Source organism: Streptomyces sp. MMCC 100 (assembly GCF_041538145.2).
GTDB lineage: Bacteria > Actinomycetota > Actinomycetes > Streptomycetales > Streptomycetaceae > Streptomyces.
The window spans coordinates 3,426,204-3,440,716 of sequence record NZ_JBGORK020000001.1 but is presented as its reverse complement, the minus strand read 5'-3'; the positions used below and the strand labels follow the sequence as shown (position 1 = coordinate 3,440,716).

At 72.6% G+C, this 14,513-nt stretch carries 10 protein-coding genes and 2 pseudogenes; 7 read left to right on the top strand and 5 right to left on the bottom strand.

Annotation, left to right across the window (positions count from 1 at the left end; genetic code table 11):
- Nucleotides 1-93 precede the first annotated feature (93 nt).
- Nucleotides 94-297: a cold-shock protein gene (locus tag ABS735_RS16035; protein WP_003978336.1), complete on the bottom strand. Its 204-nt coding sequence runs from the start codon at nucleotides 295-297 to the stop codon at nucleotides 94-96.
- A 331-nt stretch (nucleotides 298-628) separates the two neighbouring features.
- On the opposite strand from ABS735_RS16035, the gene ABS735_RS16030 reads away from it, so the two are divergent.
- Nucleotides 629-1,393, top strand: a complete 765-nt coding sequence (locus ABS735_RS16030; protein WP_373905500.1) for a hypothetical protein — start codon at nucleotides 629-631, stop codon at nucleotides 1,391-1,393.
- Nucleotides 1,394-1,429: 36 nt separating this feature from the next.
- On the opposite strand, the gene ABS735_RS16025 is transcribed toward ABS735_RS16030, so the two are convergent.
- From ABS735_RS16025 to ABS735_RS16015, 3 genes are all read right to left on the bottom strand, one after another.
- Nucleotides 1,430-2,854 carry a Gfo/Idh/MocA family protein gene (locus ABS735_RS16025; RefSeq protein ID WP_373905501.1) on the bottom strand — a complete coding sequence of 475 codons (1,425 nt, stop codon included), beginning with the start codon at nucleotides 2,852-2,854 and terminating at the stop codon, nucleotides 1,430-1,432.
- Nucleotides 2,855-3,084: 230 nt separating this feature from the next.
- Nucleotides 3,085-3,927: a GntR family transcriptional regulator gene (locus ABS735_RS16020; protein WP_373905502.1), complete on the bottom strand. Its 843-nt coding sequence runs from the start codon at nucleotides 3,925-3,927 to the stop codon at nucleotides 3,085-3,087.
- Nucleotides 3,928-4,156: 229 nt separating this feature from the next.
- A complete protein-coding gene (locus ABS735_RS16015) occupies nucleotides 4,157-4,378 on the bottom strand; it encodes a hypothetical protein (RefSeq protein WP_373905503.1) in 222 nt (73 codons plus the stop codon).
- 139 nt (nucleotides 4,379-4,517) lie between these two features.
- Between ABS735_RS16015 and ABS735_RS16010 the strand changes: the two are divergent.
- The 5 genes and pseudogenes from ABS735_RS16010 to ABS735_RS15990 form a co-directional block, all read left to right on the top strand.
- Nucleotides 4,518-4,788, top strand: a pseudogene (locus ABS735_RS16010) (ABC transporter substrate-binding protein); the annotation flags it as partial.
- Between the two features lie 78 nt (nucleotides 4,789-4,866).
- Nucleotides 4,867-5,235, top strand: a pseudogene (locus ABS735_RS16005) (family 4 glycosyl hydrolase); the annotation flags it as partial.
- Between the two features lie 489 nt (nucleotides 5,236-5,724).
- A complete protein-coding gene (locus tag ABS735_RS16000; protein WP_373906202.1) occupies nucleotides 5,725-8,334 on the top strand; it encodes a SpoIIE family protein phosphatase in 2,610 nt (869 codons plus the stop codon).
- A 129-nt stretch (nucleotides 8,335-8,463) separates the two neighbouring features.
- A complete protein-coding gene (locus ABS735_RS15995; RefSeq protein WP_373905504.1) occupies nucleotides 8,464-9,633 on the top strand; it encodes a M23 family metallopeptidase in 1,170 nt (389 codons plus the stop codon).
- Nucleotides 9,634-9,661: 28 nt separating this feature from the next.
- Nucleotides 9,662-11,188, top strand: coding sequence for a CYTH and CHAD domain-containing protein (locus tag ABS735_RS15990; RefSeq protein ID WP_373905505.1), 1,527 nt, complete (start codon nucleotides 9,662-9,664; stop codon nucleotides 11,186-11,188).
- A 162-nt stretch (nucleotides 11,189-11,350) separates the two neighbouring features.
- Here ABS735_RS15990 and ABS735_RS15985 read toward each other — a convergent pair whose 3' ends face one another.
- Nucleotides 11,351-11,719, bottom strand: coding sequence for a hypothetical protein (locus tag ABS735_RS15985; protein ID WP_373905506.1), 369 nt, complete (start codon nucleotides 11,717-11,719; stop codon nucleotides 11,351-11,353).
- A 210-nt stretch (nucleotides 11,720-11,929) separates the two neighbouring features.
- On the opposite strand from ABS735_RS15985, the gene ABS735_RS15980 reads away from it, so the two are divergent.
- Complete coding sequence (locus tag ABS735_RS15980) at nucleotides 11,930-14,476, top strand: discoidin domain-containing protein (protein ID WP_373905507.1); 2,547 nt, start codon at nucleotides 11,930-11,932, stop codon at nucleotides 14,474-14,476.
- The last annotated feature ends 37 nt before the right edge of the window (nucleotides 14,477-14,513 follow it).

Sequence of the window (14,513 nt, the reverse complement as noted above, 5' to 3'; positions counted from 1 at the left end):
CGCGCGCCCCGCGGGGCGGCGGGCGTGCCACAGGGCGGGGCCCCGGGAAACCTGCGTTTCCCGGGGACCCCGCCCTGCTGGGCGATCTCCCGGTCAGGCGGGGGTGATGTTCTCCGCCTGCGGGCCCTTCTGGCCCTGGGTGATGTCGAAGGTCACGGCCTGGCCTTCCTGCAGCTCGCGGTAGCCCTGAGCGTTGATGTTGGAGTAGTGCGCGAAGACGTCGGGGCCGCCGCCGTCCTGCGCGATGAAGCCGAAGCCCTTTTCAGAGTTGAACCACTTGACAGTTCCGCTGGCCATGCCTTTTTGCCTTTCAGCCGTTATCGGATCCGCACCGCGCGAACCCGGAGGTGGTCGTCCTGGTCCTCCGGCATTGCACAGCAAACCGCCCGCACTCCGGCGCGGGCGGTCTGGGCGAACCACGACATCTGCTGCTGACGCTACACGGCATGTCCGAGCCTCACCAGTGAGTAAGGGGTGTGAGCGGGAACCTTGTTGCCGACCGGGGCCCTCGGTCACCGCCTCGCGGGCCCTCGCTGCGCCATCCGGGGGACACGGCGAGGCGGCCGCACGACCCGGTTCCGGAAGTGGTCTAGCTATGAAGAGTCCACACACGGAGTCGGAGATCGATATGACCGTCAGGAAAGCGCTGGCCCTGGTGATCGGCGCTGTCATGTGCACCGGCGTGCTGGCCACCGGCTGCGCCCGGGAGCACGCGGGCGCCTCCTCGCAGGACGCGCACGCAGCCGGGAGTTCCGCGACCCCGCCCCCGGCCCCGCGCCCCGCTCCCCCGCGTTCCTTCCCCCGTCCGCTGCCCGGGGTCGGGCCGGTCCTGCGCGACCGTCTCCCGGCCGGGACCCGGCAGGCCCTGGTGGTCACGGGTGAGACCGAGAGCTCGTCGCAGGCCCAGGTGGTGCTCTACGAGCAGTACCCGGCCGAGGGCTGGCGCGCGGTCGCCGGTCCGTGGCCCGCCCACAACGGCCTGCGCGGCTGGACCGACGACCACGAGGCGGGCGACCTGCACACGCCCATCGGTGTCTTCGGGCTCAGTGACGCGGGGGGCCGGCTGCCCGACCCGGGCACCCTGCTCCCCTACGACGAGGATCCGGACTTCTCCGTGTCGGGTACCGGCTATCTGGGCGAGCCCCTGGAGGGGTCGTTCGACTACGTGATCGCCATCGACTACAACCGGGTGCCCGGCACCACGCCGCTGGACAAGACCCGCCCCCTCGGCGAGGACAAGGGCGGCGGGGTCTGGATCCACGTGGACCACGACGGGCCGACCAACGCCTGCGTGTCCCTGAGCCAGGAGCACATGCGCGCGTTGCTGACCGCCCTGGACCCGGACAAGGAGCCGGTCGTCGTCATGGGCCCTCGAGAGGTCCTGACGCGGTAGGGCGTCCCGGACCGCGTGGCGGCCCGGGTGCCGTGCTCAGCCGACGGGCGGCATGTCGGTGGGCTTCGAGTCGAGACCGGCCCTGCGCTCCCGCCAGGCGCCCCGGGTGAAGTCCGGTATCTCGACGGGGCGGCCGCCCCTGGCCAGCGACGTGACGCTCAGCGGAACGGGCGCGCACCAGGCGGCCGAGTCGTAGACGTCGATGTCCGGCACCAGGCCCGCGCGCATCAGCTGGACCGTGCGCCACTGCAGGACGTAGTCCATGCCGCCGTGGCCGCCGTTGTTCGCGGCGTCGTCGCCGACCTTCTGCCACAGCCAGTGGTCGTACTCCTTGCGGTAGCCCTCGAAGTCGCGCCAGGTGTGGCCGCTGTGGTCCGGTTCGACGTAGATGCGGGCGCCGGTCGGGGCGGGTCCCGCGTAGTCCTCGACGATGCCGCGGCTGCCGGCGAGGGTGTTGATCCGGCTGTAGGGCCGGGGCGAACTCACGTCGTGCTCCGCCCGGATCGTCCTGCCCTTCGCCGTTTCGATCATGCAGGTGACCAGGTCGCCGTTGATGTAGGTCTCCTTCCAGGAGGGGTGGTCCCGCGGGACGAAACGGGCCCGGTAGTCGGCCAGCCCCTTCGGGGCCGTCGTGGTGGCGCGCAGGGTGGTCATGCGGTCGCCGCGGTTGACGTCCATGGCCGCCGCGATCGGGGCCAGCCCGTGCATGGGGTAGAAGGAGGCGGTGCTGCGGGTGTGCCACAGGCGTCGCCAGGAGTCGGTGTAGTAGGTGTCGGAGAAGAGGAGTTCGCGCAGGTCGTGCAGGTAGCCGCCGTGGCCGTTGGTGATGTCTCCGAACAGGCCGTCGTGCGCCGCCTTCAGCATGGCCAGCTCGTTGCGGCCGTAGTTGCAGTTCTCGGACAGGAGCAGGTGCCTGCGGGTGCGTTCGGAGGTGTCGACGAGGTCCCACAGCTGGCGCAGTTCCGTCGCGATGGGGAGTTCCACGACGGCGTGCCTGCCGCTGAGCAGCGCGGCCCGGCCGTGCTCGTAGTGGAACTCCCAGGGCGTGGCGACGTACACGAGGTCGATGTCGTCGCGTCGGAGCATCCGGGCGTAGGAGTCGGCGGAGCCGCCGTACTCGGCGGGGCGCGGGTTGCCCTTGCTCTCCAGGCGGTCGGCGGCGCTCTTGGCCCGGTCGGCGCGGATGTCGCAGACGGCGGTCACGGTGCAGCCGGGCACGGCCGCCCAGCCGGTGATCATGCTCCCGCCCCGGTTGCCGAGGCCGATGATCCCGACGCGGACGGTTCTGTGGGCGGCGAAGGGCACGCCGATCATCGACTTCTGGCCGGGCCTGCGGCGGGGCGCCTGCTCGGCCGCGGCCGACGCGGAGGGGGCGGCGGTTCCGAGCCCGGCCGCGAGCGCGCCGGTGGCGGCGGCCGAGCCCAGGAGCAGGCGGCGGGAGACAGCGGGCGTTTCGGGCATGACGGCAACACTCCTCGTGGCGTTCGCATCACGGTCGGGGCGCGGTCGGGCAACGTCGGGCTGTCGAACACTTTCGGGGCATGACTCTGCGGGGTCTGCCGTGACATGTCAATACGTGCTCGATACAAAGCCGTTCCGAGCACTTCCGCGCACCAAAATGGGCCTATCGAGGTGCCTGAGGGGCGCCGGAGGGGCGCCGGAGGGGCGCCGGAGGGGCGCCGGAGGGGCCGCTACATTCCGTCCTGCACCACCCCGCGCGTGGAGAGCGTGACGGGGTCCTTGTTGGTGAAGTCCCTCGGCGGGATGCCCGGGTGGTGGCCCTCGCCGGGTGGTGGCGCCTGGTCGCGCGGGCCCAGGGTGAGCCGGGAGACGACGCGGTACCGGTCGCTCCGGCAGAGGGAGTGCACGTACTCGACGGGTCGGCCCCGGGTGTCGGTGGTCAGGCGTTCGAAGGGCAGCGCCGGGGAGAGTTCGGGCACGTCGAGCAGGTCGGCCTCCGCGCGGGTGACCACGGTGGGTTCGATGGACTGCACGGCCTCGCTGACCCGGACGTCGTGCCGCTCACCCAGGTGCTCGTACAGGTCGCCCTGCTCCAGTTCCTCACTGGTCAGATCCGAGACGAGGTCGGCCGGTACGTGCAGGTACTCGATGGCCATGGGCGAGCCGTCGACCAGGCGCAGGCGCGCCACGTAGTGGATCTGCGCCGCCGGTGACATGCGCAGCTTGCGGCCCAACCGGGCGCCCGCGGGCAGGGTGCGGACCTCCAGGAGCCTGCTGGTCCAGGCACCGGAGGCCTGCGGGAGGCTGAAGGCCTGCCGGCCGGAGACCAGTTCCTGGGTGATCTTCTCGGCGGCGACGAACATGCCCCGGCCGTGCTCGCGCACCAGCAGTCCTGCGACCACCAGTTCGTCGACGGCGGCCCGCAAGGTGGGCCGGGAGACGCCGAGTTCGGCGCACAGGGTGCGCTCCGAGGGGATCGCGTCCCCCGGGCGCCGTTCCTCGACGAGTTCCAGGATGGCGTCGCGGACGCGCTCCCGCTTGAGCACCGCACCGGAGGCGGCGGCGATCTCCATGCAGTGCTCCCTGACTGGTCTGCTGGTCAGCCGAGCTCACCTGTCCAGATCGGCCGCGAACCAGCCACATCTCGCACCGGACCGGCCGAGAAACCGCGCATACGTGAGGGGTTGACGCCCTCATTGGTCCATGCCACCTTCGAGCAACGCCGACCGGTAAGCCCTGCGTCCCTTACTGGTCAAGTGCGGGTGCGTCGTCGTCCCTTCCAGCTCTCCCCGAGGAGGGCGGTCAGAACAGCCGCTCCTGAGCGGGCGAGGGCCGTGCCCGTCCCTTGCGGCGCGGGGTGCCGGGGGCGGGTGCGGTCTCGCCGAACAGGGGGGCGGTGCCGTACTCGTCCGGCTCGGCCGGGACGGTGGCGGGTCCGGTGCCGACGTTGAGGACCAGTGGGGCGTCCCGGTCGAAGTCGCCCGGCGTCATCGCCACCCACTCACGGTCCTGCCGCTCTCCCACGCACCGACACCTCTCTCGCGCCGCCCGCCGCGACCACGCGACGCTACCAGCCCCGTGAGGGCCGTGTGATCACGGCTCCCACCCGGCACGCATCCATCGTTCCCGGACAGCCGGGGCCCGACGCATCATGATTGATCTCACCTGGACGGTGTTCGACAAGGGCGAGGCCCGGCCGAAGGCCGCCCGTACCTTCCTGACCTGGCTGGCCCGGCCCGAGCAGGACGTGCGCTGGGACATCGAGAAGGCGTTGGAGACGGCGCGGGTACGCCCCCGTCCACCCGGCGTACCCGGAGGTCCCGAAGGCGCTCGGGCAGGCGGTCGTCGCCGTGTTCCTGGGGCGCAGCACCCCCGAGAAGGCGCTGCGGGCCTGCGCCGACGACGCCGACGCCGCCCTGCTCATACCGCGTTGAGGAGCCACACCGCCATGCCGCGCCTCCCCCGCCCCGACGGAGACCAGCGAGCACTCCTGCGAGTACGTCCCCTGGTACCTGCACCACGACAGCGAGATCGACCGGCTGCGGCTGCCCGGAGGCGCCTGTCTGGGCATCGTGGACGAGAACGTGGCCGAGTACGAGCGCACCCGCGACGCGCTGGAGTGCGGGGCGCCGCTCACGGTCGAGGGCACCATGGAGTACGCGCCGCAAACCATCCACAGCATCGTGACCGGCACGCCGCGCACGGTCTGCGGCAACGTGCCGAACCACGGTCTGATCGAGAACCTGCCCGCCCGGGGCACCGTCGAGGTGCCGTGCCTGGTCGACTCCGCGGGCATCCAGCCCACCCGCATCGGCGTGCTGCCCCCGCAGTCGGCGGCCCTCAACCGGGCCTGCCTGAGCACCACCGACCTGGTGGTGCGGGCGACGACGGAGGACGGCCCCCGGCACATCAGACACGCGGCGACGGCCGACCCGGCGACGGCGGCGACCCTCAGGGTCGAGGAGATCTGGCGGCTGTGCGACGACGTGGCCGCGCCCACAGGGACCGGCTGCAACCCGGGCTGCGGGGCGCACTGGCCCTCTGAGCCGACCGTCACGCGGCCGGACTGGTGCGGCCCCGCGTACGGGGGAGAACGCGGGGCCGCACCAGCAAGCTATCGGAGTAACCGGCCGTCTGCCAGACCCGGCGTCGCCCCGACCGCCACGAACCGGCCTCCCCCGGCCCCGACTCGGCCCTCCGCCCCGGCCTTCCGTCGGGCGCCTTCACCCGACCGGCGGACAGGAGCGTCGCCGGGAGCGGGGCGCGCCGCGACGCCGTGCCTGCGGGGCGGGCCGTGCCGGGCACACACTGAGGTCATGGGTAGCTCCGATCCGCCGACGGCGGTGTCACGGCGTTTTTCCGACGGGCCCATGAGCGTGGCGGCGGCCCGCCGGTTCGTGCGTGCCGCCCTGGACGGTGCCGCCTCGGACCTGGTGGGCACGGCCCAGCTCCTGGTGAGCGAGCTGGTCACCAACGCGGTGCTGCACGCGCGCACCGAGGTCGAGGTGAGCGTGGCACGCCTCGACGGCCGGGTGCGGGTACGGGTCGGGGACCGGCGGCCGAGCCGCGGACTCGTACCGCAGCGCTGCTCTCCGTACTCGGGTACGGGACAGGGACTGGCGCTGGTGGAGCACTTGGCCTCGCGGTACGGGACGGACAGTGGTGACGCGGGCAAGACGGTGTGGTTCGAGCTGTGGCCCGACGGTCCCCCGCCGCCGTCGTCCGGGTGGGGGGCCGCCGGGCCGGCGCGGGCCGGCGAGCGGACGGTGACGCTCGTCGACGTGCCGACCGCCCTGGAGTCGGCGTGCCGACAGCACCGGCACGTGGTGCTGCGCGAGCTGGTGCTCGCCGCGTCCGCGGGAGACCTCCTCGGGGTGCCGCCCAGGGACCTCGTGGCAGCCGACGACGTCAACAACGTGATCAGTGCCTGTGTGACGGCGGCGCTGGAGGGACCGGTCCCCGACTCCGGCCTGCGCACCCTGACCCTTCCGCTGCCGGCCGACGCCGTGCCCGCGGTGAGAGCCCTGCGCCGCGTACTCGACCTGGCCGAGGAGCGGGCCCGGGAGGAACGGCTTCTCGCCCTGCCGGCCCTGCCCCGCGGCCGCGCCTTCCAGGAGTGGCTCTTCGACGAGATCACCGCACAGCTGACCGGGGACCCGCCGACCGCCTGGACCGTGGTCCCCCGCGAGCCCGAGATCAGCTCCGCCGAGCTCGTGCCGTGGGACGTCGGCCAGGTAGGGGCCAGCAGGATGCCGACCATCGCCGCCGACGAGGGCAACCGGATCGTCGCGGCCAACGGGGCGGCGGCGGACCTGCTGGGCTGGGGACCGGACGACCTCGTCGGGCGCCGCCTGACCACCCTCATCCCCGAGCACCTGCGCGGGCGGCACACTGCCGCGTTCACCTCGATGCTGCTCACCGGTCGCACCCGCATCGTGGGACGCTCCGTACCGCTTCCGGCGCTCCACCGTGACGGGCGGCTGGTCCCGGTCCGGCTGTACATCCAGACACAGGAGACGGCCGAGGGCCGCACCGTGTTCGTCGCCCAGCTCGTCCCGCGGGCGACCACGTTCCTCGACGGGCCGAGGACTCCCGGCAGAATCAGGGAGGCGGCCGGCGGGGAACCCGACGGAGGCCGGTCACGGACCGTCCCGGAGGCCGACGCCGGGACGGCCGGTGCCCGGGACGGCTTGTCGGCGCTCGACCGGCTCACCCTGCTGGCCGAGTTGGGGGCGCAGCTGAACAACACGCTCGACCTGGAAGAGGGGCTGCAGCGCGCCGGTCGGCTGCTGACGCGGCGGCTGGCCGACTGGTGCGTGGTGGACCTGTTCACCGCCGACGCGCGCGTGGACCGGGCCTGTGTCGTCCACCGGGATCCCCGCGCCCTGCGTCCTGGGGCGTACGAGGGGACGCTCCCGGAGGTCTCCGAGGAGTCGCGCGGCCCGCTGGCCCGGGTGCTGCGCGGCGCCGGGCCACTCCTGCTCACGCACGCCCCGCAACCGGGCCAGACCGAGAGTGCGCTGGACCGGGCGTACGTCGCCCTGTTCCGGGAGCTGGGGGCGGGCAGCGCCGTCGTCGCTCCGCTGCGGGCCCGCCGCAGGATCTTCGGCGCCCTCACGCTGGCCCGCTCGCCCGGCGGCCGGCCGTTCACGGAGGAGGACCTGACGCTGGTCGACGACCTGGTGCACAGTCTCGCGCTGGGGGTGGACAACGCCCGCCTGTACCAGGACACCCGCTCCATCGCCGAACGGCTCCAGCGTTCGCTGCTGCCGGTGCTGCCGGAGGTCGAGGGGCTGCGGCTGGCCGCCCGCTACGCCGCCTCCTCGACGACCGCGCAGGTCGGCGGGGACTGGTACGACAGTTTCGTCGTGCCCGGCGGGAACACCGCGGTGATCATCGGTGACGTCACGGGGCACGACCTCGACGCGGCCATCGCGATGAGCCAGTTGCGCAGCATGCTCCGCGGCATCGCCGTGGACCACGAGGAGCCGCCCGCCGAGGTGCTGCGCCGGCTGGACCTGGCGAACCACAGTCTCCACCGGGAGGCGACCGCCACCTGTGTCTACGGCCTGGTCAAAGGCCCCGCGCACGGCCCCTGGGAGCTGACGCACTCCTCCGCCGGCCATCCGCCGCCGCTGCTCACCACGCGGGACGGCCGGGCCCGCTATCTCGACGGCGGTGCCGGGATGCTGCTCGGCATGGACCCCGACGCGGCCCGTCGCACGGCGCGTGACGCGCTGCCTGCCCACTCGACGCTCCTGCTGTACACCGACGGCCTCGTCGAGCGCCGCGACGAGCCCCTAGACGACGCCCTGGAACGGTTGCGCCGGTACGCCGCCGATCTGGCCCACGAGCCCCTGGAGACGTTCTGCGACGAGCTGTTGATCGGTCTGGGGGCGGACACCGCGGACGACATCGCGGTCCTTGCCGTCCGCCCCGTGCCGCCCTCGTCCGGGCGGCCCGGGGCGGACGAGGAGTGACGATCGGGCCGCCGGGCGCCGTCCGCCCTGCCCGTTCGGGCATCTCCTTCTGCCTCGGCGGCTCCTGACGTCGGCGCGAGGGCGGCGATAGCGTCACCTCGTGAGCATCACGTCCCGGCGAGCGGCCAGATGAACGACGAGCGGCTGACCGTGGCGCAGACGGCCGACGACCCGCACGGCCCCCGGCCGAAACCCGATCGGCCCGGGTCGGACCAGCCGGAACAACCGGAGCAGCCGGAACAGCCGGAGCAGCCCCGCAAGCGAAAGCGCCGTGGGCCGGGGCCTGTCGCCCTGTTGCTGCTGCCGGCTCTCGTGACCGTCACCGGCGTGGCCGCCTTCCTGGCGCTGGGCGGACTGCCGAACCCGTGGCCCGACGACGACTCCGCCGCCGACCCGTCCGCCGCGGTCGGCGTCGACCCCTCGTACATCCCCTGGCTGCGCAAGGCGGCCTCGGCCTGCACCGTCCTCGAGCCGTCCGTGCTCGCCGCGCAGATCGACCAGCTCTCGGGCTGGAGCGACGACTCGGACGAACTCTCGGGACAGAAGGGCATCGCCGCCTTCACCGACGACGAGTGGCGGACCTGGGGCAAGGACGACGACGGCAACGGGCGGTCCTCGCCCCGCGATCCGGCGGACGCCATCATGGCGCTGGGCCGGCGGGACTGCTCGCTGGCCGGGAAGGTGACCGAACTGCGCACCGAGGGCAGGGTCAACGGCGACCTCGTGGAACTGACCCTCGCCGCGTACGCCGCGGGACCGGACGCCGTGACCGAGGCGGGGCGCGTGCCCGCGGCGGCGAAGACGTACCTCGCCGAGGTCCAGGCCCTGCTGCCCCGTTACGAGGCACTCGACCGGGAGGACTCCGGCAGCGCGGGCTCGGCGGCGGGCGCCCTGCTGACCGCGCCGGTGAACCCGCTCACCATCACCTCGCCCTTCGGGTCGCGGGAGCACCCGCTGACCGGGGTGACCAAGCTGCACACCGGCGTGGACTTCGCCGCGCCGCAGGGCGCGCAGGTCGTGGCGGCGCGACGGGGCCGTGTCGTGTTCGCCGCGCTCACCAGCGCGTACGGCAACCGCATCGTGATCGACCACGGAACCATTCAGGGCAAGCGGGTGGAGACGACCTACAGCCACCTCTCCTCCCTGGGGGCGACGGTCGGACAGACCGTGGAGGCCGGGGCCCCGATCGGGCGGGTCGGCTCCACCGGCCTGTCCACCGGCCCCCACCTGCATTTCGAAGTCATCCTCGACGGGTACTACACCGATCCGCGCCCCTGGGTCCTCCCGAGCGGGGTTTGATCCGGCGGATCGTGTCGAAGGACTCAACATGACCCAGTCCAAGCGCGAGACAGAGCGGAAGTACGAGCCGCCCTCCGGCGGCGTCGCCGGGCTGCCCGACCTCACCGGCGTCGGGCCCGTCGCCTCGGTCACCGCGACCGGGTCCGAGGAACTCGACGCGGTGTACCACGACACCGGGGATCTGCGGCTCGCCGCTTCCTCGGCCACGTTGCGCCGCCGTACGGGCGGTCCGGACGCGGGCTGGCATCTGAAGCTGCCACTGACCGGGGACACCCGGGAGGAGGTGTGGGCTCCCCTGTCGGACGACGTACCCGAGTCGCTGCGCGAGCTGACCTTGTCCCGCACGCGAGGCGTTCAGCTGCGTCCGGTCGTGCGCATCCGGTCCACCCGGACCGTGCGGCAGCTGCGCGACGCGGAGGGCAGGGTGCTCGCCGAGCTGAGCCTCGACGAGGTACGCGCGGACGCGGCGGCGTCCGGCGGTGGCCGTGCGGAGTGGGGCGAGCTGGAGGTCGAACTCGCCGACGGTGTTCACGCCGGGCTGCTGGACGTCGTCGAGAAGAAGCTCCGGAAGAAGGGGATCGTCCGCGCCGACAGCCCGTCCAAGCTCGCCCGGGCGCTGCGGGAGACGGGGGCGGCGGTGGAACGAGCGCGTCCCTCGGAGGTGGTGGCCGGATCTCCCGGCGCGTACGTGCTCGCGTACGTGAGCGAGCAGGCCGGCAAGCTGGTGTCGCTGGATCCGGCGGTCCGCCGTGACCTGCCCGACGCCGTGCATCAGATGCGCGTCACGTGCCGACGGCTGCGCGGTTGCCTGCGCTCCTACCGCTCGGTGCTCGACCGGCGGGTCACCGATCCCGTGCGCGCGGAACTGCGGTGGCTGGCGGGCGAGTTGGGAGTGACGCGCGACCAAGAGGTGCTGGGCGAACGGATCGGCGCCGCGCTGGCGGAGCTGCCGGACGAACTCGTGCTGGGTCCCGTCGCCGCCCGGCTGCGCGTGTGGGAGGTGTCCCACGGCGGCGAGGCGCGGTCCCGTACGCGGGAGGCCCTGGCCTCGCCCCGCTATCTGCGCCTCCTGGACGCGCTGGACGCCCTGGTCCGGCAACCGCCCCTGCGCGCCAAGGCCGCGGGGAAGCCCGCCCGTACGATGGCCCGGGCGGTACTCAAGGAGTACGGCCGTCTCGCCGGACGGATGGACCACGCGCTGGCGCAGCCGGCCGGCCGGTCGCGGGAGACAGGGCTGCACGAGGCGCGCAAGGCCGCCAAGAAGCTCCGCTACGCGGCCGAGGTCGCGCGTCCCGCCCTCGGCAAGCCGGTCGCCCGGCTCGGCAAGCGTGCCAAGGCGGTGCAGCAGCTGCTCGGCGAGCACCAGGACGCCGTGGTCGCCCAGGACACCCTGCGGAGGCTGGCGGTGGCCGCCCACGGGGCGGGCGAGTCCGCGTTCACCTGGGGACTGCTGCACGGCCGGGAACGGGCGGGGGCCGACGCCCGGCAGCTGGAGCTGCCCGAGGTGTGGCGGGCGGCGTCGGACCCCGCGCTGCGGGCACCGCTCGAACACTGACCGGCGGTCGCGCCCGGATCGGGGGCCGACTCGCACGATCACGCGAAACGGGCGACCCCCGCGAACATGCGAGACGGCCGACCCCCATCAGCATGCGAGACGGCCGACTCGCACGAGCATGCGAAACGGCCGACTAGCATGATCATGCGAGACGGTCCGCTCTCACGCCGCGCGGGCCCGCTCCGGCACCGCGCGCAGCGGCGCCGCCGGGGTGCGGGTGGCGCTGACCCGGTAGGTGATCCGGTCCGGGTCGGCGAGCGGCTCGCCGAGCGCTATCCGGCCCGCGGCGTGCAGCGTGTCGCACTCGGCGGTCGGCAGCGCGACGTAGCAGCCGCCCCGGCCGGTGGCGGAGTCCAGGGGGCGCCAGTAGCTGTATCTGCGCCGCCCGTCCGCCCGCACGGTGACGAAGACGGGGGTGCGCGCGTCGGTGACGATGCGCAGGACCTCGGCCTCGGCGGCACCGAGCCGGTCGGGGCGCCGGGCCCCACGGAAGTCGGTGGTCTGCGGGCGGGCGGCGGCGGTGAGCGGCATCGGCTGTGGCCTTTCCAGGTCAGTGACTCGAGAACGCCTACCCGGTCCGGCCGGTGTTGATCTCGATGGACGGCATTCTTCAGCACGGCACTGACAACTCCTGCCCGGAGTCTTGCCGGATCGATGACTCAGCACTTAAATCACACCTTGAACTAAGCCTCCGCGCCAAGCGGTTGGCGGATCCTGTCCGCTTCCCCAGAAAGCTCTCGCATGAGACTCAGATCCTTGGGTGTCGCGCTCGTCGCCACGGCGGCGCTCGTCACCCTCCCCGCCCCGATGACGGCCACCGCGGCCGACACTCCCCTCTCCCAGGGCCGGACGGCCACGTCGTCCTCGGCCGAGAACTCCGGAACTCCGTCACGGAACGCCGTCGACGGCGACACGAACACCCGGTGGTCGTCGGCCGCGAGCGACGACCAGTGGCTCCAGGTCGACCTCGGCGCCACCGCCTCCGTCACCCGGGTCGTGCTCGACTGGGAGGCGGCCTACGGCAAGGACTACAAGATTCAGCTCTCCCAGGACGGGAACACCTGGACCGACGCGAAGACGGTCACCGGCGGCGACGGCGGCACCGACACGCTCGACGTCTCGGGCCAGGGCCGCTACGTCCGCATGCAGGGCGTGCACCGGGCCACCCCGTGGGGCTACTCCCTGTGGGAGTTCCAGGTCTTCGGCACCACCGGCGGCACCACGCCCGGCGGTTCGTGCGACACCGCCGACGCCGCGCAGGGCAGGCCCGCCTCCGCCTCCTCCGTGGAGAACGCCGGGACTCCCGCCGCGGCGGCCTTCGACGGCGACGCCGGCACCCGCTGGTCCAGCCAGGCCTCCGACCCGCAGTGGGTGCGGGTCGACCTGGGCGCCGTACGGGACCTGTGCAAGGTCGACCTGAACTGGGAGGCCGCCTACGCCAAGGACTTCCGGATCGAGGCCTCCTCGGACGGGCAGAGCTGGCAGACGCTGAAGAGCGTCACGGGCGCCACCGGCGGCAAGGCCTCCTACGACGTCAGCGGTGCTGGCCGCTACGTCCGCATCCACGGCACGGCCCGCGCCACCGGCTACGGCTACTCGCTCTGGGAGGTCGCCGTGCACACCGGCACCACCGGCACTCCCCCGGTCGAGGGCGGCGGCGACCTGGGACCGAACGTCATCGTCGTGGACCCCTCCACGCCGAACCTCCAGCAGAAGTTCGACCAGGTCTTCGCCCAGCAGGAGTCCAACCAGTTCGGCAGCGGGCGCTACCAGTTCCTGCTGAAGCCGGGCACGTACAACGGGATCAACGCGCAGATCGGCTTCTACACCTCGATCTCCGGTCTGGGTCTCAACCCGGACGACACGCAGATCAACGGTGACGTCACCGTGGACGCGGGCTGGTTCAACGGCAACGCCACGCAGAACTTCTGGCGTTCGGCCGAGAACCTCGCCATCACGCCGTCCAACGGCACCGACCGCTGGGCGGTCGCCCAGGCGGCCCCGTTCCGCCGGATCCACGTCAAGGGCGGCCTCAACCTCGCCCCCAACGGCTACGGCTGGGCCTCCGGCGGCTACATCGCCGACTCGAAGGTCGACGGCACGGTGGGCCCCTACTCCCAGCAGCAGTGGTACACCCGGGACAGCTCGGTCGGCGGCTGGACCAACGGCGTCTGGAACATGACGTTCTCGGGCGTCGAAGGGGCTCCGGCGAGCAACTTCGAGACCGGTCCGTACACCACCCTCGACACCACGCCGGTCTCCCGCGAGAAGCCCTTCCTCTACCTGGACGGCAACGAGTACAAGGTGCGCGTGCCCGCCAAGCGCACCAACGCCCGTGGCGTCTCCTGGCCGGCCAACGCGGGCGGCACCTCCCTGCCGCTCAGCCAGTTCTACGTCGTCAAGCCCGGCGCGACCGCGGCGACCATCAACGCCGCGCTCGACCAGGGACTCAACCTGCTGTTCACGCCGGGTGTTTACCACATCGACCAGACCATCGAGGTCGACCGGGCGGACACCGTCGTGCTGGGCCTCGGTCTGGCCACCATCATTCCGGACGGCGGGGTCGACGCCATGCACGTGGCGGACGTCGACGGCGTGCGGCTCGCGGGCTTCCTCATCGACGCGGGCCCGGTGAACTCCGACACGCTGCTGCGGATCGGCACGCCGGGCGGGAACGCCGACCACTCCGCCAACCCGACGACCATGCAGGACGTGTTCATCCGCGTCGGCGGCGCGGGACCGGGCAAGGCCACCGACTCCGTCGTGGTGGAGAGCGACGACGTGATCATCGACCACACCTGGATCTGGCGGGCCGACCACGGCGAGGGCGTCGGCTGGGAGACCAACCGCGCCGACTACGGCCTGCGGGTCAACGGCGACGACGTCCTCGCGACGGGGCTGTTCGTCGAGCACTTCAACAAGTACGACGTCTACTGGAACGGTGAGCGCGGCCGGACCATCTTCTTCCAGAACGAGAAGGCCTACGACGCCCCCGACGAGGCCGCCGTCACCCACGACGGCATCGTCGGCTACGCGGCCTACAAGGTCGCCGACTCGGTCAACGTCCACGAAGCGGTGGCGCTGGGCAGTTACTGCAACTTCACGTCCGACCCGAGCATCGTCCAGCACCACGGGTTCCAGGTGCCGGTCAAGCCGGGCGTCAAGATGCGCAACCTCCAGGTGATCTCGCTCGGCGGCATGGGCCAGTACCGCCATGTCATCAACGACACCGGCGCGGCCACGTCGGGGACGGACACCGTGCCGTCCAAGGTCGTCCAGTTCCCGTGACCGGCGACGGCGGGGCCGAGTAGAGGGCCCCAGTACG